The following is a 23,644-nucleotide window of genomic DNA, read 5'->3' on the forward strand; positions in this document are numbered from 1 at the left end:
GTCGCCGGTACCTCCGTCCCGCGCACCCCGCCCTCAGCGTGAGAAGCGCATGCCGTCACGGGTCAGGGTGCTGTGCCGCATCAGCCACACGTCGCGGGGGTAGTTCTGGTGCAACCGCCAGGGCGACCTCGCGCCCTGGCGGGGCATCAGGTGGATCCCCCGGGTGACGTAGCCGCTCGTCAGATCGATCAACGGGCTGGTCCGCCCCGGGTCCGCCGGTGCGACCGGCGTGGCCGAACGGAGGCCGCGGCGGTCCATGCGGCGCAGCATACGCGACAGGTACCGGCCCACCAGGTCGATCTTCAACGTCCACGACGCGTTGGTGTAGCCGATCGCGAACGCGAAGTTCGGCACGTCGGCCAGCATGAACCCCTTGTAGGTCAGCTTCGTGGCCGGGTCGACGGGCTCGCCGTCCATCGACAGGCGCAGACCTCCGAAGAGCAGCAGATTCAGCCCGGTGGCCGTGACGACCACGTCCGCGGGCAGCACCCGCGCCTCCTGACCGTCGCGCCCCTCCACACGGACGCCCTCGGCCGTGAAGCGATCGACGCCGTCGGTGACGACCGACGCCGCGCCGGACCTCAGACTCCGGAAGAGCGCGCCGTCGGGGGTGATGCAGAGGCGCTGGTCCCACGGGTCGTAGCTCGGCTGGAAGTGCCGGTCGACGTCGAATCCCTCGGGCAGGCGGCGCTCGACGCCCGAGCGCAGGAACGCCTTCATCCGCTCGGGTGACCGGCGACTCGCCTGATAGCTGAGCAGCGCCATGCCGATGCTCCGCCACCGGACCAGACGGTCGTCGACGGACCTCGGCAGCAGGCGGCGCCAGGCCCGGGGCTCCTTGCGACGGGACGGCAGCGAGAGCACGTAGGTCGGCGACCGCTGCAGCATGGTCACGTGCTCCGCCTGCTCCGCGAGGGCCGGCACGAGCGTCACCGCCGTCGCGCCCGAGCCGATCACGACGACGCGCTTGCCGGACACGTCGAGGTCGACGGGCCAGTGCTGCGGATGCACGACCCGGCCGGCGAAGTCCGCGCGCCCCGGGAACTCCGGCGACCAGCCCTCGTCGTAGCGGTAGTACCCCGAGCAGACGACGACGAAGCCGCAGGTGATCGTGACGCGCCGGGTCGGCGGGACCGGTTCCGTGCCTCCTCCGGGTCCGGTGACCTCCATCGTGATCGTCCAGCGCGCGTCGGCTGACGACCAGTCGGCGGCCACGACCCGGTGGCCGTATCGCACGAGGTCGGCCACGCCGGTCTCGACGGCGGTGTCGCGCACGTAGTCGCGGATCGCCTCGCCGGGAGCGATCGACCGCGGGTCGCGCCAGGGACGATCGGCGTAGCCCAGCGTGAACATGTCGCTGTCCGAGCGCACCCCGGGATAGCGGAAGAGGTCCCAGGTGCCGCCCATCGCGTGGCGCGCCTCGACGACGGCGAGGCTGCGCGCCGGGTGGTCCCGACGCAGGCGCGCGGCGATGCCGACGCCCGACAGGCCCGCCCCGATCACGAGCAGGTCGACGTGCTCGGACGCGCCGTCGACGGGGACCCCGGGTCCGGACGCCGTGGAGGCGCGGGTCGGGTCGGTCACGGGACCAGCACGATGCGGATCGGGTCGCCCTCCTTGCGCTCGAGCATCTCGACGGCGCGGGCGGCCTCGGCCAGCGGCACGGTCGCGCTCACCGAGCGGGAGAACTCGAGTCGGCCGAGGGCCGTGAGGGCCACGAGCGTCGTCACGTCGGCGGGCTCGGAGCCGTAGTGACCGAGGATCTGCTGCTGCAGGTAGCTGAACCTCGTGCCGTCGGCGACGGTGATCGGCTGGTCGGTCAGACCGACGAGGGTGAGCCTGCCGCGGTAGCCGAGGCAGGCGACGGCCTGCTCGCGCACCGCGGGCACCCCGGCGAAGTCGAACGCCCGGGCCAGGCCCGCCCCGCCCGTCGCGGCCCCCATCGCCTGCGCGAAACCGGGGTCGGCCGGATCGAGCGCGACGTCGGCCCCGAAGGCGAGTGCCCGTTCGCGGGCGCGAGGCAGGGGGTCGACGGCGATGATCGGCGCCGCGCCGAGCAGAGCCAGCAGCTGGACGGCGTGCGCGCCGAGACCGCCGACGCCCCAGACGCCCACGGCCGTGGCGGGACGGGTCTGCGCCGTGGTCGTCAGTGCGGCCCATGGCGTCGAGACGGCGTCGGGGATGAAGCAGGCCTGCTCGAAGGGCAGGGAGTCGGGGATCGGCACGACGGTGTCCGCGCGGGCCACGGCGTACTCGGCCCAGCCGCCGTCGTAGTCGACCCCGCGGGTGTGCACCGTGCCGTCGCGCTCCTCGCCGGCCTGCAGCAGCACCCGGTCGCCGACGCTGAGGTGCCGGACGCCGTCGCCGACCTGGTCCACCGTGCCGGCCACCTCATGGCCGAGGGTGACGACGTCGCCCTGGAGGTGCAGGGGCGTGAGCGCCCCCTGGATCAGGTGCACGTCGCTGAGACAGACGCCCGCGGCGGCCACCGCGATGCGGACCTCTCCGGGGCCGGCGTCGGGCGTCGGCACCTCCTCGACGGAGAGACGACGGGTGGCGAGGGAGAGACGTCCGGCGAGCATTCTCGAATCCGTTCTGCGGCGGCCTCGACCCGGTCTGCTCTGACCGGTGGGTCCGTTCCGCGAGGTGGACGTTACGCCGCGACCCCGGGACGAGGCTCGGACGGCGCTCGACCCCTCGCCGGGACGAGGGGTCGGGCGCCGTCCGAGGCCGCCGGCGTCAGCGTCGTCGGCGCTCGTCGTCGGAGACACCCTCGGCGAGGTGCTCCTCGGCGCGACGGCCGTCGGTGCCGACCATGGCGTGCAGCGAACCGGTCGAGATGCGGTCGGGCGAGGTGCCCTCGAGCGATCCCGGGCCCCCGGTGCGTCCGTCCGCGGCGGTCCCGTCGACCTCCGCGGCGCCGTCGGACGCCTCGTACGAGGCGCCGTGCCCGTCGGCGTTCATCGTGGCCTCGTCGAAGGGGGCCCCGCCCGAGAGCACCGTCTCGACGCGCTCCTTGTCGATCTGCCTGGTCCAGGTGCCGACCAGGATGGTCGCGACGGCGTTTCCGGTGAAGTTCGTCAGCGCCCGCGCCTCCGACATGAACCGGTCGATGCCGACGATGACGCCGACGCCGTCCACGAGGTCCGGACGGTGCGCCTGCAGCCCGCCCGCCAGGGTCGCGATGCCCGCGCCGGTGACGCCCGCCGCGCCCTTCGAGGCGATCATCATGAACAGCAGGAGCGAGACCTGCTCTCCGACGCTCAGCGGCGTGCCCATCGCGTTGGCGATGAACAGCGAGGCCATGGTCAGGTAGATCGCCGTGCCGTCGAGGTTGAACGAGTAGCCGGTGGGCACCGTGATGCCGACGACGGGCTTCGAGACCCCGAGGTGCTCCATCTTGGCGATCAGACGCGGCAGCGCGACCTCGCTCGACGACGTCGAGACGATCAGCAGGTACTCGCGGCCGAGGTACTTCATCACCCGGAAGATGTTGACGCCCGTGACGAGCTTCAGGATCGTGCCGAGCACGACGGCGACGAAGAGGATGCAGGTGATGTAGAAGGCGACCATCAGCGTGCCGAGGGCGACGATGGCGGCGACGCCGGTCTCGCCGACGACCGCCGCGATCGCGCCGAAGGCGCCGATCGGGGCGACCCACATGATCATGGCGAGGATGCGGAAGACGAGCAGCTGCAGGTTGCGGACGCCCTCGAGGATCGTCTTGCCGCGGTCCCCCATGCGCTGCAGGGCGAAGCCGACCAGCAGCGCGACGAAGAGCGTCTGCAGGATCGATCCGCTGGTCAGCGACGAGACCAGCGTCTCGGGGATGATGCCCAGCAGGAACGCGGCGGTGCCGCCCGCCTCCTCGGCCGCCGGGGCCTCGTAGCCGGTGGAGCCGACCATGAGCCCCTCGCCCGGGTGGATGAGGTTGCCGACCACGAGACCGATCGCGAGCGCGAAGGTCGACATGGCGATGAAGTAGCCGAGCGCGAGCCCGCCGACCTTGCCGACGGTCGCGGCCTTCGCGATCGAGCCGACGCCGAGCACGATGGTGCAGAAGATGACCGGTGCGATCATCATCGAGATCAGCGACACGAAGGCGGTGCCGATCGGCTTGAGCTGCACGGCCACATCGGGCGCGGTGAGCCCGACGACGATGCCGGCCGCGACGGCGACGATGACGGCGATGTACAGCCAGTGCGAACGGTCGATGCGGCGGCGGGAGCGGACGCCGTTCGCCAGGGTCGAGCCGCCGGGGGCGGGGGTCGTGGGGCCCTTGTGCGTCTTTGCCATGGGGACTTCCTCGTTCTCATGACCGGCGGCGTCGTCGTCGACGGTCTGCGGAGTGCGTTCGGGCGAGCTTGGCGCGCGTCGCGGTCCGGGTCGAGGTTCTGGTCATACTGGTCGCGGCGGTGCGGCGTCCGACCGTGCGTCATGATGGATCCCGCGCAGCGCAGCGAGGAGCGACCCGATGATCAGACCCCACCCGAGGTGGAGCATCGCCGCACGCCTGTTCGCCCTCCAGGTCGTCTTCGTCGTGCTGATCGCCGCCATCGCGACGGTCTGGACGATCCGCTCGGCCCGGGCCGACGCCGACGCGTCGGCCGCCCGCGCCTGTCTGGCCCTCGCCACGGGCGTCGCGGACAACCCGTTCGTGGTCGACGCCCTCGCCACGAGCGACCCGAGCGCGACCCTGCAGCCCTACGCGCTCGACCTCATGCGCGACACGTCCACGGACTTCGTCACGATCATGGCCCCCGACCGCACGAGGTACACGCACCCCGACCCCGACGAGATCGGACGCCCCTTCGTCGGCACCATCGCACCGGCCCTCGACGGGCGCTCGTTCACCGAGACGTACGCCGGCACCCTGGGGCCCTCGGTGCGCGCGGTCGTCCCCGTGCGCGACGCCGACGGCGAGGTCGTGGCGATCGTCGCCGCGGGGGTGACCGTGCTGGCGATCGCCGACGCGCTCGGCCAGCGCCTCCCCCCGGTCCTCCTGGCGGCCGCGGCGACCGTGCTGATCGGCGCCCTCGGCTCGTGGCTGCTCAGCCGGTACCTCCGGCGTGTGACGCGGGGGCGCGGGCCGGAGGAGCTCGGACGGCTCCTCGACTACTACCAGGGCGTGCTGCACTCCGTGCGCGAGGGGCTGCTGCTCGTCGACGACCGCGGGCGGCTCACCCTCTACAACGACCAGGCCGCCCACCTGCTCGACCTGCCGCCCGGCGGCGTCGACCGACCGGTGCCGCTCGACCGACTCGACCTGCCCGACTCGCTGGCGCAGCTCCTCGTCGACGGCCGGCGGGCCGACGACGAGGTGCACGTCACGGACGACCGCGTGCTGGTCGTCAACCAGCAGCGGACCGGGATCGGCTCCCCGGGAGGCGCGGGTCGAGACGGCGCGCCCCGCACCTCCGGCACCGTGACCACCCTCCGCGACCACACCGAGCTGACCCAGCTCGCCGGCGAGGTCGAGACGATGCGGACGCTCTCGGACGCCCTCCGGTCGCAGACCCACGAGTTCTCGAACCGTCTGCACACGATCGTCTCGCTGATCGAGCTCGGACGCGGCGACGAGGCCCTCCGCTTCGCCGCGACCGAGCTCGACGTCGACCAGCGGCTCGCGGACAGCCTCGTCGCGTCGATCGAGGAGCCCACCCTCGCGGCGCTGCTGCTCGGCAAGTCCGCCCAGGCGCGCGAGCGCTCGGTCGAGCTCGTGATCGACGTCGACCCGCTCCTCGGGGTCGTCGACGTCGAGCCGCGCGACCTCGTGACGGTGCTCGGCAACCTCGTCGACAACGCCCTCGACGCGGCGACGACGGGCGTCCGGTTCACCGCGGTCCGCGAGACCTCGGGGGCCCGGTTCGAGGTCGCCGACGACGGGCCGGGGGTCGGCGACGTCGAGCGGGCCTTCCACCGCGGATTCAGCACCAAGCGGCCCGGCGAGACCGGCCGCGGAGTCGGGCTCGCCCTCGTCCGACAGGCGGTGTCGCGCGCCGGCGGACGGATTCACGTGGCGACGGGCGACGGCGGGACGGTCTTCTCGGTGACGTTCCCCGACGCGCGGCACGACGACGGCCCGGACGCTCCGGACGAGAGCGGGGCGGGGCGATGACCCGCGCCTCCTCGGAGTCGACCGGCTCGGGGCCGCCGACGGCGGGGCGCGACGGCTCCGAGCCGCCGATCCGCGTGCTCGTGGTCGAGGACGAGCCCCTCACGGCGGAGGCCCACGTCGCCTACGTCGAGCGCGTCGACGGGTTCGCCGTGGCCGGCCTCGCCCGCGACGGTCGCGAGGCGCTGGCGCGACTGCGCGACGATCCCGGCATCGACCTGGTCCTGCTCGACATGAACCTGCCCGACACCCACGGGGTGTCGCTCTGCCGTGCGCTGCGCTCGGCGGGGTCGACGGTCGACGTGATCGCCGTGACGGCCGTCCGCGACGTCGCCGTGGTGCGCGCCGCCGTCTCGCTCGGCATCGTCCAGTACCTCATCAAGCCGTTCACCTTCGCGGCGTTCGCCGAGCGCCTGACCGGCTACCGGACCTTCCGCACGGCGCTGCGCGACGGCGACGGCCTCGTCACGCAGGGCGACGTCGACGCCGGGCTCGCGACCCTCCGGCCCGCGGCGCCCCCGGTGCTGGCGAAGGGGCTCACGCCCGAGACCCTCGACCGCGTCACCGCCGTCCTGCGCGCCTCCGACGACCGCTGGACCGCCGAGGGCGTGGCCGCGTCGGCGGGGGTCTCCCGGGTGACGGCACGGCGGTACCTCGAGCATCTCGTGGCGTCGGGGCTGGCCCGACGCGAGCAGCGCTACGGCACCCCGGGCCGACCCGAGAACACCTACCGCCTGCGGTGACGGCGCCGGGCGCGCGGTACGACGTCAGCGCACGGCGTCAGCGCACGGCGTCAGCGCACGCTGAAGGTGTGCTCGTCCCAGCCCTCGGCGCCGTTCGGCGCCGGAGGCAGCGGCGACTCGGACTGGGTCACGCCGTCGGCGCCGGTCGCCCTGACCTGCACCGTGTGGTCCCCGGACGCGGCGTCCCATCGGTGCACCCACTGCACCCAGGTGTCGGCGGACACCGAGTCGGCCAGCTCGGCCTCGACCCACTCGCCGCCGTCGATCCGCACCTCGACACGCGAGACGCCGGTGTGCGGGTGCCACGCCACGCCGGCGATCGGCACGGTGCCGGCGTCGACCGACGCGCCCGCCTTCGGGGTGTCGATGCGCGACTCGAGCTTGACCGGGCCGAGGGCGTCCCACCCGCGGGGCGTCCAGTAGCCCTCGGCGTCGGCGAACCGCGTGACCTCGAGGTCGACGACCCACTTCGTCGCCGACACGTAGCCGAACAGCCCCGGGACGACCATCCGCACCGGGAACCCGTGCTGCTGCGGAAGCGGCTCGCCGTTCATGCCGACGGCGAGGATCGCATCGGTGCCGTCGTCGAGCAGCACGTCGAGCGGGGTGCCGGCGGTGAACCCGTCGCTGCTGGTCGAGAGCACCATGTCGGCGTCTGCGGCGGGCCCCGCCCGACCGAGCAGTGTGCGGATCGGGTGGCCGAGCCAGAGCGCGGTGCCGATCAGGTCGCCGCCCACCTCGTTCGAGACGCAGCTCAGCGTCGCGTAGTGCTCCTCCAGCGGCAGGGCGAGCAGCTCGTCGAACGTGATCGTGACCTCGCGATCGATGAGTCCGTGGATCCGCAGGCTCCAGTCGGCGGGATCGATGGAGGGCACCTGCAGGGCGGTGTCGATCCGGTAGAAGTCGCCGGTCGGCGTGACGTAGGGGGTGATCCCGTCGACGTCGAGCGAGGCGCCGGCCGGTACGGGGTCGGCCGCGACGGCGGGCTTCGGCAGTCTCAGCGCGTCGCGCAGGGCGCGGACGTCGGCTTTGGTGGCGTTGACGATCCGCGCGCCGGTCCCGGCCAGGGCGGACACGACCCCGACGGCGACGGCCATCGTGAGGAACCCGCGACGCTCCATGCCCTCGCCCCGCAGCGGCGGAGACGGCTCGGTGGCGGCGGCCCAGCCCGGCGCGCTCGAGGTCGTCCACCGGCGCAGACGCGTCATGAGGGTGGTGAGCACGAGGAGCGAGACGAGGGTCCCGACGGCGGTCGGGGCGCCGTCGATCGAGCTGCCGTCGGCCCGGGTGAGCACCGCGACCAGCGCGATGACGCCGCCGAGCCCGAAGACGACCTTGCCCCCGGGCGGGCGGCGCCATTCGAGGACGCCGGCCCCGGCGGTGATGACGACGAGCAGCACGCCCATCAGCACGAAGAGCGCGACCTTGTCGCCGGTGCCGAAGAGCGACACCATCAGGTTCTTGACGGCGGCCGGCGCGAGGTCGATGGCGGCCGAGCCGACGCCGAACAGCGGACTGCCGCCCGGGCCCGTGGCGAGGGCGACGATCTCGGCCGAGGCCAGGAACGCCGCGACGGAGACGACGCCGGCCAGAGCGGCCCAGCCCGAGGAGGCGCGGGGCGTCATCCCCACGTCGGCGGGGCGAGGCGGGTTCTCGAGTCGGACGGACATGCCCTCAGATTAGGCCGCGCCCCCTGGGGGTCCGGCCGCCCCGACGGGCCCGATCAGTCGTCGTCGTCGCCGGCGAGGCTCTCCATCAGCTCGGCGACGAGAGCGACGGCGGACTCCGACCCGGGCGGGTCGCCGGCGGCGGCGTCCGCGTCCGACGCGTCGACGACGAGCAGCGGGATGCCGGGGCCGAGCAGCAGCTGGGCGATCTCGGCGCGGCCGTCGAGGCGGCAGGCGACGGGCACCCGGAAGGTCCGGTCGTCGTCGGCGAACTCCATCGACGCGGCCAGGAGCACCTCGGCCAGCTCGTCGGTCACGGTCAGGCGGGCTCCGGCGTAGTGCAGGGTCTTCATCCCCACACCTTAGGTGCCCGATCGGAGCACACTCGGGTCATGATCCCCGACGCCGCGCATCCTGTCGTCCCGATGCTCGCCAAGGCCGTGTCCGAGGTCCCCGCACCCGACTCGGTGCCCGGCGGGCTGTCGTACGAGCCGAAGTGGGACGGCTTCCGCGGCATCGTCTACGCCCGCCGTCGCGAGGCGGAAGCCGGCGGCGACACGGACGACCGGTCCGACGCCCGGCCGGCGCTCGACATCGAGATCGGCAGCCGCGGCTCGAAGACGCTGACCCGGTACTTCCCCGAGCTCGTGGCCTCGCTCGCCGAGCTGCTGCCGGGGCCCTGCGTCCTCGACGGCGAGATCGTCGTCCGGACGGGCGAGCCTCATCACGGACGACTCGACTGGGAGGCGCTCGGACAGCGCATCCACCCGGCCGCCTCCCGCGTCGCGGCCCTCTCGGTCGAGACCCCCGCGCTCTTCGTCGCCTTCGACCTCCTCGCCCTCGGCGACCGCGACCTGCTCGACGCGCCCTTCGCCGAGCGCCGCGCCCTGCTGGTCGAGGCCGTCGGCCATGCGGGGGCTCCGCTGCACGTCAGCCGCGCGACCGACGACGTGGTCCTCGCCCGGCGCTGGCTCGCGGAGTTCGAGGGCGCCGGACTCGACGGGGTCGTCGCCAAGCCCCTCGACGCCCCCTACTCGCCGGGCAAGCGCACCATGCTCAAGATCAAGCATCACCGCACCGCCGACGTGGTGGTGCTCGGTTACCGGGTGCACAAGAGCGGCACGGGCGTCGGCTCGCTCCTGCTCGGCCTCCACGACGCCGACGGCGCGCTGCGGAACGTCGGAGGCGTCTCCGCCTTCTCCGACGCCCGACGACTCGAGCTCGTCGACGAGCTCGCCCCGCTCGTGGCCCGCGACGACGACGGCGAGGTCGTGCACGCCGAGACCGACCGCAGCCGCTTCTCGTCGGGCGCGGACGTCTCGTACGTCCCGCTCCGACCCGAACGGGTCCTGGAGGTGCGCTACGACCAGATGGAGGGCTCCCGGTTCCGGCACACGGTGCAGTTCGACCGCTGGCGACCCGACCGCGACCCGCGATCGTGCGGGTTCGACCAGCTCGAGGTGCCCACGGCCTACGACCTGGACGAGGTGCTCGGCTAGACGACCCGCGCCTCCTCGGGGCGGCGCCCGCCTCAGTCGGCCGCGGCCGCCCGTGCGCGGCTCGGCTGCACGCGAGGCGGCTCGCCCGGCATCTTCGGGAAGTCGGGCGGGAACGGCAGCTCGCCGAGCCCGTCCGCCAGGTCGCGGTCCCACCAGGCGAGGAGGGCGTCGATGCGGCCCGGCCGCTCGTGCATCCCGGCCCAGGGGTCGCCCTTCCGCTGCAGCCGGTCGGGCACGGTCAGCACGGTGTGCTCGGCGGGATCCACGGTCGGCAGCTCGTCCCAGGTGACGGGCAGGGACACGGAGGCACGGGGCAGCGCCCGGGGAGACCAGGCCCCGGCCATGGTCCGGTCGCGGTTCGCCTGGTTGTAGTCGACGAAGACGCGCTCGCCGCGCTCCTCCTTCCACCAGGCGGTCGTCACGCGGTCGGGCGTCCGGCGTTCGAGCTCGCGGGCCGCCGCGATCACGGCGTGCCGGACCTCGAGGAACTCGTGCTCCGGCTCGATCGGCGCGAAGACGTGCAGGCCCCGGTTGCCGCTCGTCTTGACGAACGCCGTCAGCCCGGCCTCGTCGAGCACGGTCCGCAGGTCGAGGGCGGCCGCGACGGCGTCGGCGAAGGACGTGCCCGGTTGCGGGTCGAGGTCGATGCGGAGCTGGTCCGGGAGGTCGGGACGCTCGGCCCGCGAGGCCCACGGATGGAAGACGAGGGTGTTCATCTGGGCCGCCCACACGGCGGCGGCCGGCTCGTCGAGCACGAGCTGCGGATGCACGCGCCTGCTCGGGTAGGTGACGTCCACGGCCCGGACGTGGTCGGGCGTCCCGCGCGGCGGGTTCTTCGAGAAGAACTGCTCGCCGTCGACGTCTCCCCCGAAGCGCTGCAGCGAGATCGGCCGGCCGCCGTTCGCCTCGATGAACGGCGCGCCGACCTCGATCAGATAGCGGGCGAGATCGAGCTTCGTGACGCCGAGGTCGGGCCAGAGCACCCGCGAGGGGCTGCTGATCCGCACGTCGCGGTCGCCCACGCGGAGGGTCGTCGATTCGGAGGCCATGCGCGGGACGGTAGTCCGGTGCGGCGGCGGCGGCCCGGGCGAGAGCGCTAGCCTGTGCGCATGAGCAGCCCTCGAGAAGCCAGGGGGCCCCGGATCGAGCGGGGCGATCCCGACCTGACCCGCGCCTCCCTGGATCTGGCCCTCCCGCCCGCGATGCTGGCGGGCCTCGTGCGCCGAGCCGTGCAGACCAGCCCGTCGTTCACGGTCACGACCATCGACGACGCCGGCGCCGTGCTGTCACGGCGCTCGGCGTTGGCGACGGGCGACCTGGCGTTCCGCCTGACCTTCACCCCGGTCGACGGGGGCACGCGGATCGACGGCGAGCTGCGCCCGCCCTCGGGGACGATCGGCGCCTCCGTCAAGCGCCGCGACGACGACGCGACCGCCCTCTTCGAGGCGATCGCATCGGCCGCCGGGCCCTTCTGACCCCGCGCCGTCGTGGACGGACGGCGAGCGTCCGGGCCGACGGGCGCCGCGGCTAGGCCGCGCCGTCGTCCTCCGCGTCGTAGCGGTCGACGCTGATCGTCGGGATCGACGCGGTGATGACCGAGCCGTCGGCGCGGACGAGACCGCGCAGGTCGCTCGTGGTGGGCACCTTCGTCGTGATGCGCGGACCCTGGTCGTCGAGGGCGACCCGGACGGGAGCCTCCGGCGTGACGCGCACGGGCTGGTCGCGCACCGAGAGGTCGACGGGGCCGCCGCTCTCGACGGTGAAGACGATCTCGTGCTGGGCCAGGTCGACCCGCACGCGGCTGCCGCGGATCTGCACGCGGAAGGCCAGGTCGGTCCAGTCGCCCGGCAGACGCGGGTCGAAGCTGAAGGTGCCGAGCCAGTCGCGCATGCCGCCGTAGCCGTTGACCAGAGCGCTCCAGATGCCTCCGGTGGACGCCACGTGCACGCCGTCCGCGGTGTTGTTGTGCAGGTCGGCGAGATCGACGAACAGCGACGACAGGAAGTACTGCTGCGACAGCTGGTGGTGCCCGACCTCGGCGGCGACGATCGACTGCACGACGCCCGAGAGGGTCGAGTCGCCGGTCGTCAGCGCGTCGTAGTATTCGAAGTCGCGGAGCTTCTGCTCGGCCGTGAACTCGTCGCCCTGCAGGTAGAGCGCCAGCACGACGTCGGCCTGCTTGAGCACCTGGAAGCGGTAGATGACCAGCGGGTGGTAGTGCAGCAGCAGCGGGCGCTTGTTGGCGGGCGTGGCCTCGAGGTCCCACAGCTCCTTGTCGAGGAACTGGGCGTCCTGAGGGTGGATGCCGCGGTGCTCGTCGTAGGGGATGTGCATCGCCTCGGCCGCGAGGCTCCAGTCGGCGGCCTCGTTCTCGCCGAGGCCGAGACGGGCGACCAGACGGTCGTACGCGGCCGGCGAGTCGCTCTTCAGCCAGGTGACCGCGCGGACCGCCGCCCGCAGGTTCGCCCGCGCCATGACGTTCGTGTAGAGGTTGTCGTCGACCACGGTGGTGTACTCGTCGGGACCGGTGACGCCGTCGATGTGGAACCGGCGGTCGCCGTTGGACCGCCAGAACCCGAGGTCGGCCCAGAGCCGCGCGGTCTCGACGAGGATGTCGGCGGCGCCCCGTTCGAGGAAGTCCTGGTCGCCGGTGGCCTGCACGTACTGGCTCAGGGCGTGCGAGATGTCGGCGTCGATGTGGTACTGGGCGGTGCCGGCCGCGTAGTAGGCCGACGACTCGAGACCGTTGATCGTCCGCCACGGGAACAGCGCGCCGCGCTGGTTCAGCTCGACGGCCCGGTCGCGCGCGGCGTCGAGCATGCCGAGCCGGAAGCGCAGGGCGTTCCGGGCGACGTTGGGCGCCGTGTACGACAGGAACGGCAGGACGTAGATCTCGGTGTCCCAGAAGTAGTGCCCGCCGTAGCCCGACCCCGTCACGCCCTTCGCGGCGATGCCCTGTCCGTCGGTGCGGGCGGTGGCCTGAGCGAGCTGGAAGAGGTTCCAGCGGACGGCCTGCTGGATCTCGGGCTGGCCGGCGATCTCGACGTCGCTCCTGGTCCAGAAGTCGTCGAGCCAGGCGCGCTGCGCCTCGAAGACCTCGGCGACGGGTCGCTCCTTCACCCGGTCGAGGGTGCGGTCGCAGCGGTCGGCGAGCTCGCGCGGCGGCACGCCCCGCGACGTGTGATAGGCGATCGCCTTGGTCAGTCTGACCTTCTTCCCGGCCTTCGCCGAGATCCGGTAGACGTGCTTGGCGATGTCGGCGTCGATCTGCGAGGACTCGTCCCACTCGTTCTCGGTCTCGAGGTCGTGCTCGGCCCCGACGGCGATGGTCATGCCCGAGTTCGTGGTGCGGTAGCCGAGGATCGCGCGCGTGCCTCCGTTGCGCTTCAGCACCGGCTGCAGCACGCGATCGTCGAACGACTCGGCGCGGCGCGGGTCGAAGGCGTCGGCGGCGGCCCGCATCCCGGCGTGGTACTCGTCGCCGAGGTCCTGACGATTGAGGATCTGACTCGAGATGAGCAGCGACGCGTCGGCGTCGAGCACCGTGACCTCGTACTCGATGACCGCCAGGTGGCGCTCCTCGAACGAGACGAGCCGGCGGCTGCTGACCAGCACGCGCTTGCCCGACGGCGTCCGCCACTCGATGTCGCGCACCAGCACGCCGTCGCGGAAGTCGAGGCGGCGGCAGTGCCGCAGGATGTCGGCCTCGAAGAGCACGAAGGGCTCGTCGTCGACGTAGAGGCGGATCACCTTCGCGTCGGGCACGTTGACGATGGTCTGACCCACGCGGGCGAAGCCGAAGGCCTCTTCGGCGTGGCGGATCTGCCAGGTCTCGTGGAATCCGTTGATGTAGGTGCCGAACGAGTGACCGCCTCGACCCTCGTCGGGATTGCCCCGGAGGCCCAGGTAGCCGTTGCCGACGGCGAAGATCGTCTCGGTGCGACCCTCGTCGCCCTGGTTGTACTCGTCCTCGACGAGGGCCCACTCGTCGACGGGGAACCGGCTGCGGTCGAGCGGGTCGGACGTGATCTGGTTCACGAGCGTTCCTCCGTGGGGCGGGTGCTGCTGTCGGTCGATGGGGCGCGGGATCCGGGCGTCGTGTGACGGGGATTCGGAGCGGACCCGGGAGGCGGCGGGTCGGCCGGCCCGTCGGCCGACGTCCGCGAGGAGCCCAGGGAGTCGACGACCTCCCCGAGGTCGTCGACGACGACGTCCGCGCCGAAGTCGAGCAGGGCCTGGGCGCCGGTGCCGCGGTCGACGCCGAGCACGAGGCCGAACGCGCCGCGCCTGCCGGCCTCGACGCCGGACTGCGCGTCCTCCACCACGACGCAGTCGGCCGCGGTCAGCCCCAGACGACGGGCTCCCTCGAGATAGGTGTCGGGGGCCGGCTTGCCCGCGATGCCCTCGGTCGCCGCGACCACGCCGTCGACGATCACGTCGAACCGGTCGCGGAGACCCGCGGCCTCGAGCACGGGCACGGCGTTGCGCGAGCTCGAGACGACCGCGACCCGCACGCCGAGCTCGATCGCCCGGTCGAGGAACGCGACCGACCCCGGGTAGGGCGTGACGCCGTTCTCGGCGAGCTCGGCGGCGAAGGCCGCGTTCTTGCGGTTGCCGAGGCCGCGGACGGTCGGCGCGTCGGGGCCGTCGTCGTCGGACCCCTCGGGCAGGGTCACGCCGCGGGCGGCGAGCATCGCGCGGACGCCGTCGTAACGGGGACGGCCGTCGACGTGCTCGAAGTAGTCGGCCTCGGTGTAGGGCGCGAGGCCGCGCGGGGCGAAGTACTCGGTGAACAGACGCGACCAGGCCCGCATGTGCACCTCGGCGGTCGGCGTGAGGACCCCGTCGAGGTCGAAGAGCAGAGCGTCGAGCCGCGCGAGTCGGTCGGCGTCGCGAGGGGAGGTGTCGGGCACGGGCCGCTCTCTTTCGGGCGCGAGGGTGGGTCGGGGGAGGCCTTCGGAGCGGCGGCGATCCGATGAGGCGGGACGGCACCTGCTGGCGGGGCCGCCCATCAGTGTGGCAGGTCGGAGGCGACCGACGGGAGTCCGACTCGCGGACCGGCGCCGCGCCTCAGACGATCGCGCCCGACCCGCCGCCCGACGGTCCGACGATCCAGGTGTCCTTCGCGCCGCCGCCCTGAGACGAGTTGACGATCATGCTGCCCTCGGGCGCGACGCGGGTCAGGGCCAGGTCGGCGAGCGCCGCCTCGCCGGGCTCGACCCCGGTGAGGTACACGAAGCAGCGCAGGTCGACGTGCCGGGGCTGCAGACCGCTCGAGGTCAGCGTCGGGTGCGATGAGAGCAGCACGACCTCCTGCGCGACCCAGTGCGCCGGATCGGCGGCGATCTCGGCCCGCCGCTCGGCGACCCGGGCGGCCGACGCCGACGGCCCGATCAGCACGCCGTGCCCGCCCTGGCCGTCGACCGGCTTGGTGACGAGCTCGCCGACGCGGTCGAGCACCGCCAGCCGCTCGGCCGGGTCGCCCGTGCGGTAGGTGGGCACCGACTCGAGGAGGGGCTTCTCGCCGAGGTAGTACCAGATGAGGTCGGGGACGGCGCAGTACATCGCCTTGTCGTCGGCGAGGCCGTTGCCCGGGCCGTTGGCCAGCACGACTCCCCCGCCCTCCGCGACGTCCATCAGGTGGACGCCGAGCAGCGGGTCGTCGGGCGACGCGAGGTCGATGAGCTCGTCGTCGAGCCGCAGGTACAGCGCGTCGACGACGGCGCCGGTCGACGCCTCCACGACGCGTCCGTCGCGCACGGCGAGGTCGGCCGGCTGCACGAGCAGCAGCCCCGCCCCCTCGGCGAGCGCCCGGTGCTCGTACCAGGCCGAGCTCGTCGGACCCGAGCTGAGCAGCGCGGCGACGGGTTCGCGCTCCTCGTGCGGCCCGGGAGGCGCGGTGCGGGCCAGCAGCGTCCGTCTCAGCAGGGCGAACACGGTCGTCGGATCGAGCAGGCCGGAGGGTCGGGGGGCGTCGGGGACGACGGCGTCGAGGAGGTCGCGGACCGCGAGGGAGAACGCCGCGCCGCTGGGCGAGCGGACGTTGTCCTCGAGCACGCGCCAGCCGCCGAACTCGGTGCGGATCAGGTCGAACCCCTGCACGGGTGCCCGGACGGCCCCCGCCGGCAGGCGCGTCGCCTCGTCGCGCCAGCCGGCCGCCCCGACCACCTGGTGCGCGGAGAGGATGCCGTCGGCGACGGCACGGCGCTCGCCGTAGGCGTCGCGGAGGAACGCCTCGATCGCGCGGGCCCGTTGCGTCAGGCCGGCCTCGAGCTGCGACCACTCGTGCCGGCTGACGACGCGGGGCACGAGATCGCAGTGGAACGGATCCTCGTGACCGTCGACGACGAAGCCGACGCGCGCCTCCTCGGCCCATCGGTCGCGTTCGGCGGTGCGGCGGCCGATCTCGGCTGCGCCGAGTCCCTGGAAGAAGGCGGCGATGTCGGTGTAGGCGGTGCGCGGGTGGAGGCCGGGGCCGATGGCCTCGTCGCCGGCGCGGAGGCGGTAGCCGGTGAGGGTCGGCAGGGCGGCGCCGACGCCGGCGGCCGGCCCGCGGGTCTCGTCGATCACCTGGGCGACGACGTCGTCGAGCTCGCCGCGCTCGGCGAAGGCGGCGCGCTGCCGGTCGGCGCTGTTGCCCCGGGCGAGGGTCCCCTGGACGAGCTCGCGGACGTCGTCCCAGTCGCCGAGCTCCTCGAGCTGGGGACGGAGGCGGTCGACGAGACCGAGCACGGCCTCGCGGGCCGGGAGCCGGGTGGGGTGCGCCTCGAGGTCGAGCAGCTCGCCGGAGAGGCCGCTGCGGGCCGCCTGCCACATGGCGGCGCGGTGCAGGGGCTGGGCGCGGAGCTCGTGCGGGCGGTCGTCGAGCACGTCGAGCTCGGCGCGGCGGACGGCGGCCCGGAACAGCCCGGCGATCAGCACGGCGTCGTCGACGAGAGGGCAGGCGTCGCAGGTGCGCAGCTCGAGGGTGGGCGCGTGCGACGAGGGACGCACGTCGAAGTAGGCCATCTTCGCGTCGGCGATCACCCCCGAGCCGATGAGGTCGTCGAGGAGGCGCTCGTACTCGGCGGCGTCCTGCATCGGTCCGGTGGCCCCGGCGCTGGGCCAGCGCTGCCAGATGATCGAGCGGATGCTGGCGTATCCGGTGTCCTGGCCGTTCCAGAACGGCGAGCTCGCCGACAGCGCGAGCAGGGCGGGCAGCACGGGGGCGACGCGGCCCGCTATCCGCACGGCCATGTCGCGGTCGGCCACGCCGACGTGCACCTGCAGGCCGCAGATCAGCTGCTCGTCGACCAGCAGGCGGTACTGCTCGTGCATGCGGCCGTAGCGGCCGGTGGTGGTGAGCTCGAAGTCGGAGAACTCCGATCGGGGCGCCGTGCCGACCGCGCCGATCGCGAGGCCCTCGGCCGCGGTGACCTCGGCGAGCTCGCGCCGGAGCTCGAGGATCTCGCGGCGCAGGTCGGTCAGCGTCCAGACCACGGGGACGTTCGTCTCGACCGTGGTGCGCTGCAGCTCGGCGCCGAACCTGTCGGCCGGCAGCCTGCTGAGCAGGTGCGGGGCCCTGGCGGACAATCGCCCGGTCTCGACATCGATGAGGTGCAGCTCCTCTTCGGCCCCCAGCGTCAACTCCGCAGTCATGGCCCGACCCTACGGCGAGGCCCGGGTGTCGTCCTCGGTTTCATGAGGAGTTCACACGATCGGAATACGAGGAGGCGCGGGCCGGGCCCGCGGGAGGGCGTCAGACCTCGGCGGTCTGCCTCACACCGGCCGCGGGGAGGAGCACCCCGTCGATGAGCGAGACGAGGAACTCGCGATCGACGGGCTTGCGCAGCACGAGGACGCGGTACGAGACCATCGACGGCGTCACGAGGGCGAGCGTCTCGATGTCGGTGTCGGCGCCGATCTCGCCGCGATCGCGGGCGCGGCGCATGAGCAGCCGGTTCGCCTCGGCACGGGGCTGCACGATGGCGGCGTCGACGGCGTCGGCGAGCTCGGGCGTGGTCGACAGCATCGTGACGACGCCGGCCATGACGCGCATCTTCTTCTCGGCCTCGTCGATGCTGTGCGGCTTGATCATCGCGACGAGGTCGCCGCGCAGGGTGCCGGTGTCGGGCAGGCTGCCGAGGTCGACGTCGCCCTGCTTGAGGCAGGCGACGGCGTCGACCACCAGTTCGCCCTTCGACGCCCACCGACGGTAGAGCGTGGCCTTGCCGGCCTTGGCCCGGGCGGCGACCATCTCGATGGTCATGCCCTCGAAGCCGGTCTCGGCCAGCACGTCGATGGTGCAGCGGAGGATCTCGGGGTCTCGACTGTGGTCGCGCTTGCGACCGGGGCGCGCCGGCGCGGAGGGGTCGGTCTCGGTGGCGGAGTCGCTCTCGGCGGGCGTCGTCGCCTCGCCTCCCCTGTCGGTCATGCCGCCGAGCATACCTCTCCGCTTTGCGAAACTCGCCATATCCGAAACTGCTCGGACTCGTATATGCTCGCCCCCATGTCTCGGACTCACCCCTCTTCTGACGACGCCACCCGCGCCTCCTCGTCCCCCGCCGGCTCCGCCCATGCCGTGCACGCCACGACCGGCGGCCGCGCCGGCGCCACCCCGCCGCCCGCCCCCTCGTCGCGCCGCTGGTGGACCCTCACCACGGTCGCCCTCGCCCAGCTGATGGTCGTGCTCGACTCGACCGTCGTCAACATCGCCCTGCCCGCGGCCCAGAGCGACCTCGGATTCTCGGACGGCGACCGCCAGTGGATCATCACCGCCTACTCGCTCGCCTTCGGCAGCCTGCTGCTGCTCGGCGGCCGCGTCGGCGACCTGATCGGCCGCAAGCGCACGTTCATCATCGGCCTGATCGGCTTCGCCCTCGCCTCGGCCCTCGGCGGCGCCGCGGGCAGCTTCGGTCTGCTCGTCTTCGCCCGCGCCCTGCAGGGGGCGTTCGGCGCACTGCTCGCCCCGACCGCCCTGGCCGTGCTGACCACGACCTTCACGATCCCGAAGGAGCGCGCGCGGGCGTTCGGCGTCTTCGGCGCCATCGCCGGAGCGGGCGGCGCCATCGGCCTGCTGCTCGGCGGGTTCCTGACCCAGTACGCCTCGTGGCGCTGGAACCTCTACATCAACGTCGTCATCGCCGTGGTCGCGATCATCGGCGCGGCTCTCTTCGTCTCGCACGTCACCCGCACGGGCCCGCGCCCCAAGCTCGACGTGCCCGGCACCGTGCTCGTCTCGGCGGCGCTGTTCTCGCTCGTCTACGGCTTCTCGAACGCCGAGAACGAGGGCTGGGGCTCTCCGCTGACCTGGGGCTTCCTGGTGATCGCCGTCGTGCTGCTCGCCGCCTTCGTCGCCTGGCAGCGTCGCGCCGAGCACCCGCTGCTGCCGATGTCGATCGTGCTGGACCGCAACCGGGGCGCCGCCTACAGCTCGGTGACGATCGCCGGCGCCGGCATGTTCGGCATCTTCCTGTTCGTCACGTACTACCTGCAGACCTCCCTCGGCTACACGCCGACGAAGACCGGCCTGGCCTTCCTGCCGATGATCGGCATGCTCGTGCTGGCCGCGCAGCTGTCGACGAACATCTTCGTACCGCGCTTCGGGCCGAAGATCATGGTGCCGTTCGGCATGACCCTCGGCGTGATCGGCATGCTGCTGCTCACCCGCCTCGACCTCGACAGCACCTACGCCGCCACCGTGCTGCCGGCGCTGATGGTGCTCGGCTTCGGCATGGGCTCGATCATGCCCGCGTCGATCCAGACCGCCACGCTCGGCGTCGACCGCGGGCACGCGGGCGTCGCCTCGGCGATGGTCAACACCAGCCAGCAGGTCGGCGGCTCCATCGGCACCGCGCTGCTGAACACCCTCGCCGCGACCGCCACGGCGGACTACCTCGCCGACCACCTGCCGACCACGGGCGCCGTCGCGGCCGAGGCCGCCGTCACGGGCTACGCCGCGGCCTACTGGTGGGGCGCCGGCTTCTTCGCGGTCGGAGCCGTCGTCGCCGCGCTGCTCTTCCGTCGCCGCGTGCCGCAGACGGACGACGCGTCGCACGGGTCGACCGGATCCCTCGCCGAGGCCCCCGCGACCGCCCGCTGACCCGCGCGCATCGAGGTGCCCCGTCGAGGGTCCGGGGCGGTCCCGACCGCCCTCGACGGGGCACCTCGATGCGCGCCGTCGACTGTCGGCGGCGGCTGACATCATGGACGGCATGCACGACGACGACCGGCTCGACGACGGGCTCGACGACGGGCCGCACCTGTTCTCGACGGTCGCGCCTCTCGTCGACGCGGTCGACGTCATCCGGCTGGTCGGGCCCCGCTCCTTCAACCGCGCGAAGGAGTACGCCCGGCAGGGCCAGGTCCTCGAGGTCACCTGGGATCCCGACGCCGAGCGCATCGCCGGCACGGTCCAGGGCGCCGATGCGCAGCCCTACCGCAGCGTCGTCGACGTGCGCGCCACCCGGGGCGAATACAGCCGTCCGGTCCGCAGCACCTGCAGCTGCCCGATCGGCGGCGAGTGCAAGCACGTCGCGGCCCTGCTGCTCCAGAGCAACACCCTGGCGCTCGCGCAGCGTCGCGACGCCTCCCCCGCGTCCGGAGGCACGGCGGCGGTCGATCCCGCCGGCCTCGCGGGCACGGGGCGGGCCGACGCCACGGCGACCCCGGGCGACGGCGACTGGCGTTCGGTCGTGGGGGCGATCGGGCGGACGACCCGCGCCTCCTCGGCTCGGACGACGTCGATGGGTCTGCTCTTCGAGCTGCGCGACCGCGCGCACTCGCCCCGGGGCCGATCGCTCGGTCGCCCGGCACCGGGCCCGCGAGCCGGCGCCGCCCCCCGGCTGGGCGTGCGCCCCGTCACCCTCAGCGGCACCGGCAACTGGGTCCGTGGGACGCTCACCTGGTCGTCGCTCCCCTATCAGCTCAACCGGCTCGCCATCGCACCGGAGCAGCACGCCTGGTTCGGCCAGTTCGCCGCCCTGCACCGCTCGGCCGTGTCCACCTACACGGCCGGCGAGGCCGAATGGCTGCATCTCGACGAGTTCTCGAGTCCGCTGCTCTGGGCGCTGCTGGCCGAGGCCGACCGGCTCGGCATCTCGCTCGTCACCGGCAAGCGGGCCACCGACGTCATCGTGGCCGCCGAGGCCCGGGTCACCGTCGACGCCGTCTCCTCCGACGACGGCTCGCTGCGACTGACCGCCGGAGTCGCCGTCGACGGCGTCGTCCGACGGCCGGAGGTCTCCGGGGTCGTCGGCGACCACGGGGTCTGGACGGCCGATCGCACCCCCGCCCTCGAGATCACCCTGGCCCCGACGGCGAGACCCCTCGACGACGACCAGCGCCGCCTGCTGACCGTCACCCCCGAGCTCGTCGTGCCGGCCGGAGACGCCGACGAGTTCCTCCGCGACTTCTACCCGTCGCTGCGCCGCAGCGTGGACGTCGTCAGCTCGGACTCGTCGGTCGTCTTCCCCGAGATCGTGCCGCCGACGCTCGGCCTCACCGCCACCTTCGAGAAGGGGCACACCCTCCGGCTCGCCTGGGGCTGGACCATCGACGGCCGACGGCTGCCGCTCGACGCGCACGGGCCCGTGCCGGCCCTCGGCGAGCTCGACGCTCCCCCGCGCGACGCGGTGCTCACCGGCATCGCGGCCGCCGAGTTCGCGGCCGACACCCTGCCGGCACTCGAGGCCCGACCCGACGTGAGCGTCGACCTCGTCGGCACCCGCCCCGACTACCGCGAGCTGACCGACGCGCCCCGCCTCACCGTCACCACCCTCGAGACCGACAAGCGCGACTGGTTCGACCTGGGCGTGCTCGTCACGGTCGAGGGCCACACCATCCCGCTGGCGCCCCTGCTCACCGCCATCGCCAGGCGTCAGCGCAAGCTGCTGCTCGTCGACGGGTCGTACCTCTCGCTCGGGGCGCCGGTGTTCGACGGGCTCAAGCGGCTGCTCGACGAGGCCGCGTCGCTCGACGAGTGGGAGGCCGGCCCGCGGATCAACCGGTACCAGGCGAGCCTCTGGGCCGAGATCGACGACCTCGCCGACGAGACCGTGCAGGCCGATCGCTGGCGCGAGAGCGTCGGGGGCCTGCTGGCCCTCGGCGCCGCCGTCGCCGGCGACGAGCCCGAGGCGCCCCTCGCCGTCGCGGCCCCGCCCGTGCCCTCCTCGGTCGCCGCGACCCTGAGGCCCTACCAGCGCGAGGGCTTCGAGTGGCTGGCGTTCCTCTACGAGCACCGGATCGGCGGCGTGCTCGCCGACGACATGGGCCTCGGCAAGACCCTGCAGACCCTCGCCCTGATCGCCCACGTGCGCGAGACCGAGGCGCCGGCCGACCGTCGCCCGTTCCTCGTCGTGGCGCCGACGTCGGTCGTCGCGAACTGGGTGTCCGAGGCGGCGCGCTTCACCCCCGGACTCGTCGTGCGGGGCGTCACGGCGACCGAGGCGAAGAGCGGGCACGGGCTGGCCGCAGCCCTGGCCGGCGACGACGCACCCGACGTCGTCGTGACCTCGTACGCGCTCTTCCGGCTCGACGCGGCGACCTACCGCGGGAACCAGTGGGCCGCCCTGGTGCTCGATGAGGCGCAGTTCGTCAAGAACCGCGCGTCGCAGGCGCACCGCTGCGCCGTCGAGCTGGGCGCCCCCGTCACCATCGCGATCACCGGCACCCCGCTCGAGAACAGCCTGATGGACCTCTGGGCGCTGTTCCGCATCGTCGCGCCCGGCCTGCTGTCGAGCGCGAGCGCGTTCACCGAGAACTACGTCAAGCCGATCGAGGCCGGCGGCAGACCCGAGCACCTCGACCGCCTCCGCCGCCGCATCAGGCCGCTCCTCCTCCGCCGCACCAAGGAGATCGTCGCGACCGATCTCCCGGAGAAGCAGGAGCAGCTGCTCCGCGTCGACCTCGCCCCGGCGCACCGCGAGCTCTACGACACGTTCCTTCAGCGCGAGCGCCTCAAGCTGCTCGACCTCATCGACGACCTCGACCGCAACCGGTTCATCGTGTTCCGCTCGCTCACGCTGCTGCGCATGCTCTCCCTCGACGCCGCCCTCCTCGACGACGCCTACGCCGACATCCCGTCCGCGAAGCTCGATCAGCTGATCGACGAGCTCGACGACGTGATGGCGGGCGGGCACCGGGCGCTCGTGTTCAGTCAGTTCACGTCGTTCCTCGGACGGGTCGCCGCTCGGCTCGACGAGCGGGGCATCGCCCACGAGTACCTCGACGGGTCGACGCGGCGACGCGCCGAGGTGATCCGGCGCTTCACGACCGGCGACGCCCCCGCGTTCCTGATCAGTCTCAAGGCCGGCGGGTTCGGGCTGACCCTGACCGAGGCCGACTACGTCTTCATGCTCGATCCCTGGTGGAACCCCGCGACCGAGGCGCAGGCCGTCGACCGCACCCACCGGATCGGCCAGACGAAGAACGTCATGGTCTACCGGATGATCGCCAACGGCACCATCGAGGAGAAGGTGCTGGCGCTGCAGCAGAAGAAGGCGCAGCTCTTCGACGCGGTGATGGACGACGACGCCGTCTTCAGCTCGGCGCTCACCGCCGACGACATCCGCGGTCTCCTCGACGCCTGACGCGACGTCGCGGACGGGCCGAGGAGGCGCGGGTCGACGACCCGCGCCTCCT

General features: G+C 73.2%; 16 protein-coding genes. 6 read left to right on the forward strand and 10 right to left on the reverse strand.

Annotated features, from left to right (window positions below):
• Window positions 1-33: 33 nt before the first annotated feature.
• From FFA01_RS11670 to FFA01_RS11680, 3 genes are all read right to left on the reverse strand, one after another.
• Window positions 34-1,584 (reverse strand): flavin-containing monooxygenase, encoded by a 1,551-nt coding sequence (locus FFA01_RS11670; RefSeq protein WP_208720911.1) that lies wholly within the window; start codon window positions 1,582-1,584, stop codon window positions 34-36.
• The gene (locus FFA01_RS11675; RefSeq protein ID WP_146856305.1) at window positions 1,581-2,582 is read right to left on the reverse strand and encodes a zinc-binding dehydrogenase; all 1,002 of its coding nucleotides are present in this window, start codon (window positions 2,580-2,582) and stop codon (window positions 1,581-1,583) included. The genes FFA01_RS11670 and FFA01_RS11675 overlap by 4 nt, the downstream gene beginning before the upstream one ends.
• Window positions 2,583-2,739: 157 nt before the next feature.
• The gene (locus FFA01_RS11680; RefSeq protein WP_146856307.1) at window positions 2,740-4,296 is read right to left on the reverse strand and encodes a cation:dicarboxylate symporter family transporter; all 1,557 of its coding nucleotides are present in this window, start codon (window positions 4,294-4,296) and stop codon (window positions 2,740-2,742) included.
• Between the two features lie 178 nt (window positions 4,297-4,474).
• Here FFA01_RS11680 and FFA01_RS11685 point away from each other — a divergent pair, with 178 nt between their 5' ends.
• Window positions 4,475-6,118 (forward strand): ATP-binding protein, encoded by a 1,644-nt coding sequence (locus tag FFA01_RS11685; protein ID WP_146856309.1) that lies wholly within the window; start codon window positions 4,475-4,477, stop codon window positions 6,116-6,118.
• Window positions 6,115-6,858: a response regulator gene (locus tag FFA01_RS11690; protein WP_146856311.1), complete on the forward strand. Its 744-nt coding sequence runs from the start codon at window positions 6,115-6,117 to the stop codon at window positions 6,856-6,858. The genes FFA01_RS11685 and FFA01_RS11690 overlap by 4 nt, the downstream gene beginning before the upstream one ends.
• A 50-nt stretch (window positions 6,859-6,908) precedes the next feature.
• Here FFA01_RS11690 and FFA01_RS11695 read toward each other — a convergent pair whose 3' ends face one another.
• Complete coding sequence (locus FFA01_RS11695; RefSeq protein WP_244289823.1) at window positions 6,909-8,528, reverse strand: molybdopterin-dependent oxidoreductase; 1,620 nt, start codon at window positions 8,526-8,528, stop codon at window positions 6,909-6,911.
• A gap of 53 nt (window positions 8,529-8,581) precedes the next feature.
• Window positions 8,582-8,878, reverse strand: a complete 297-nt coding sequence (locus FFA01_RS11700; protein WP_146856313.1) for a hypothetical protein — start codon at window positions 8,876-8,878, stop codon at window positions 8,582-8,584.
• Window positions 8,879-8,917: 39 nt separating this feature from the next.
• Between FFA01_RS11700 and FFA01_RS11705 the strand changes: the two genes are divergently transcribed.
• Window positions 8,918-10,024, forward strand: coding sequence for an ATP-dependent DNA ligase (locus FFA01_RS11705; protein ID WP_167627356.1), 1,107 nt, complete (start codon window positions 8,918-8,920; stop codon window positions 10,022-10,024).
• Window positions 10,025-10,056: 32 nt separating this feature from the next.
• On the opposite strand, the gene ligD is transcribed toward FFA01_RS11705, so the two are convergent.
• Window positions 10,057-11,073, reverse strand: coding sequence for a non-homologous end-joining DNA ligase (ligD, locus tag FFA01_RS11710; protein ID WP_182501128.1), 1,017 nt, complete (start codon window positions 11,071-11,073; stop codon window positions 10,057-10,059).
• A 60-nt stretch (window positions 11,074-11,133) separates the two neighbouring features.
• Between ligD and FFA01_RS11715 the strand changes: the two genes are divergently transcribed.
• The gene (locus FFA01_RS11715) at window positions 11,134-11,499 is read left to right on the forward strand and encodes a hypothetical protein (protein ID WP_146856315.1); all 366 of its coding nucleotides are present in this window, start codon (window positions 11,134-11,136) and stop codon (window positions 11,497-11,499) included.
• Between the two features lie 52 nt (window positions 11,500-11,551).
• On the opposite strand, the gene FFA01_RS11720 is transcribed toward FFA01_RS11715, so the two are convergent.
• The 4 genes from FFA01_RS11720 to FFA01_RS11735 all read right to left on the reverse strand — a co-directional run bounded on the left by FFA01_RS11720 (window position 11,552) and on the right by FFA01_RS11735 (window position 18,437).
• Window positions 11,552-14,062 (reverse strand): glycoside hydrolase family 65 protein, encoded by a 2,511-nt coding sequence (locus FFA01_RS11720; RefSeq protein ID WP_146856317.1) that lies wholly within the window; start codon window positions 14,060-14,062, stop codon window positions 11,552-11,554.
• Window positions 14,059-14,937, reverse strand: coding sequence for an HAD family hydrolase (locus FFA01_RS16285; protein ID WP_307725053.1), 879 nt, complete (start codon window positions 14,935-14,937; stop codon window positions 14,059-14,061). The genes FFA01_RS11720 and FFA01_RS16285 overlap by 4 nt, the downstream gene beginning before the upstream one ends.
• Window positions 14,938-15,094: 157 nt before the next feature.
• Entirely contained in the window at window positions 15,095-17,662 is a 2,568-nt protein-coding gene (locus FFA01_RS11730; protein ID WP_146856322.1) for a carboxylate--amine ligase/circularly permuted type 2 ATP-grasp protein, read from the reverse strand.
• Between the two features lie 100 nt (window positions 17,663-17,762).
• Entirely contained in the window at window positions 17,763-18,437 is a 675-nt protein-coding gene (locus FFA01_RS11735) for a TetR/AcrR family transcriptional regulator (RefSeq protein ID WP_146856324.1), read from the reverse strand.
• A 75-nt stretch (window positions 18,438-18,512) separates the two neighbouring features.
• Here FFA01_RS11735 and FFA01_RS11740 point away from each other — a divergent pair, with 75 nt between their 5' ends.
• Together FFA01_RS11740 and FFA01_RS11745 are read left to right on the forward strand one after the other, a co-directional pair.
• Window positions 18,513-20,105, forward strand: coding sequence for an MFS transporter (locus FFA01_RS11740; RefSeq protein ID WP_146856327.1), 1,593 nt, complete (start codon window positions 18,513-18,515; stop codon window positions 20,103-20,105).
• A gap of 112 nt (window positions 20,106-20,217) precedes the next feature.
• The gene (locus tag FFA01_RS11745) at window positions 20,218-23,592 is read left to right on the forward strand and encodes a DEAD/DEAH box helicase (protein ID WP_167627357.1); all 3,375 of its coding nucleotides are present in this window, start codon (window positions 20,218-20,220) and stop codon (window positions 23,590-23,592) included.
• Window positions 23,593-23,644: the final 52 nt, after the last annotated feature.

The organism is Frigoribacterium faeni (genome assembly GCF_007988805.1).
GTDB classification, from domain to species: domain Bacteria; phylum Actinomycetota; class Actinomycetes; order Actinomycetales; family Microbacteriaceae; genus Frigoribacterium; species Frigoribacterium faeni.

Excerpts from the sequence above, each read along its gene's own strand:
- FFA01_RS11675 (WP_146856305.1), bottom strand. The coding sequence starts at position 2,582 with ATGCTCGCCGGACGTCTCTCCCTCGCCACCCGTCGTCTCTCCGTCGAG.
- FFA01_RS11680 (WP_146856307.1), bottom strand. The coding sequence starts at position 4,296 with ATGGCAAAGACGCACAAGGGCCCCACGACCCCCGCCCCCGGCGGCTCG.
- FFA01_RS11685 (WP_146856309.1), top strand. The coding sequence starts at position 4,475 with ATGATCAGACCCCACCCGAGGTGGAGCATCGCCGCACGCCTGTTCGCC.
- FFA01_RS11690 (WP_146856311.1), top strand. The coding sequence starts at position 6,115 with ATGACCCGCGCCTCCTCGGAGTCGACCGGCTCGGGGCCGCCGACGGCG.
- FFA01_RS11695 (WP_244289823.1), bottom strand. The coding sequence starts at position 8,528 with ATGTCCGTCCGACTCGAGAACCCGCCTCGCCCCGCCGACGTGGGGATG.
- FFA01_RS11700 (WP_146856313.1), bottom strand. The coding sequence starts at position 8,878 with ATGAAGACCCTGCACTACGCCGGAGCCCGCCTGACCGTGACCGACGAG.
- FFA01_RS11705 (WP_167627356.1), top strand. The coding sequence starts at position 8,918 with ATGATCCCCGACGCCGCGCATCCTGTCGTCCCGATGCTCGCCAAGGCC.
- ligD (WP_182501128.1), bottom strand. The coding sequence starts at position 11,073 with ATGGCCTCCGAATCGACGACCCTCCGCGTGGGCGACCGCGACGTGCGG.
- FFA01_RS11715 (WP_146856315.1), top strand. The coding sequence starts at position 11,134 with ATGAGCAGCCCTCGAGAAGCCAGGGGGCCCCGGATCGAGCGGGGCGAT.
- FFA01_RS11730 (WP_146856322.1), bottom strand. The coding sequence starts at position 17,662 with ATGACTGCGGAGTTGACGCTGGGGGCCGAAGAGGAGCTGCACCTCATC.
- FFA01_RS11735 (WP_146856324.1), bottom strand. The coding sequence starts at position 18,437 with ATGACCGACAGGGGAGGCGAGGCGACGACGCCCGCCGAGAGCGACTCC.
- FFA01_RS11740 (WP_146856327.1), top strand. The coding sequence starts at position 18,513 with ATGTCTCGGACTCACCCCTCTTCTGACGACGCCACCCGCGCCTCCTCG.
- FFA01_RS11745 (WP_167627357.1), top strand. The coding sequence starts at position 20,218 with ATGCACGACGACGACCGGCTCGACGACGGGCTCGACGACGGGCCGCAC.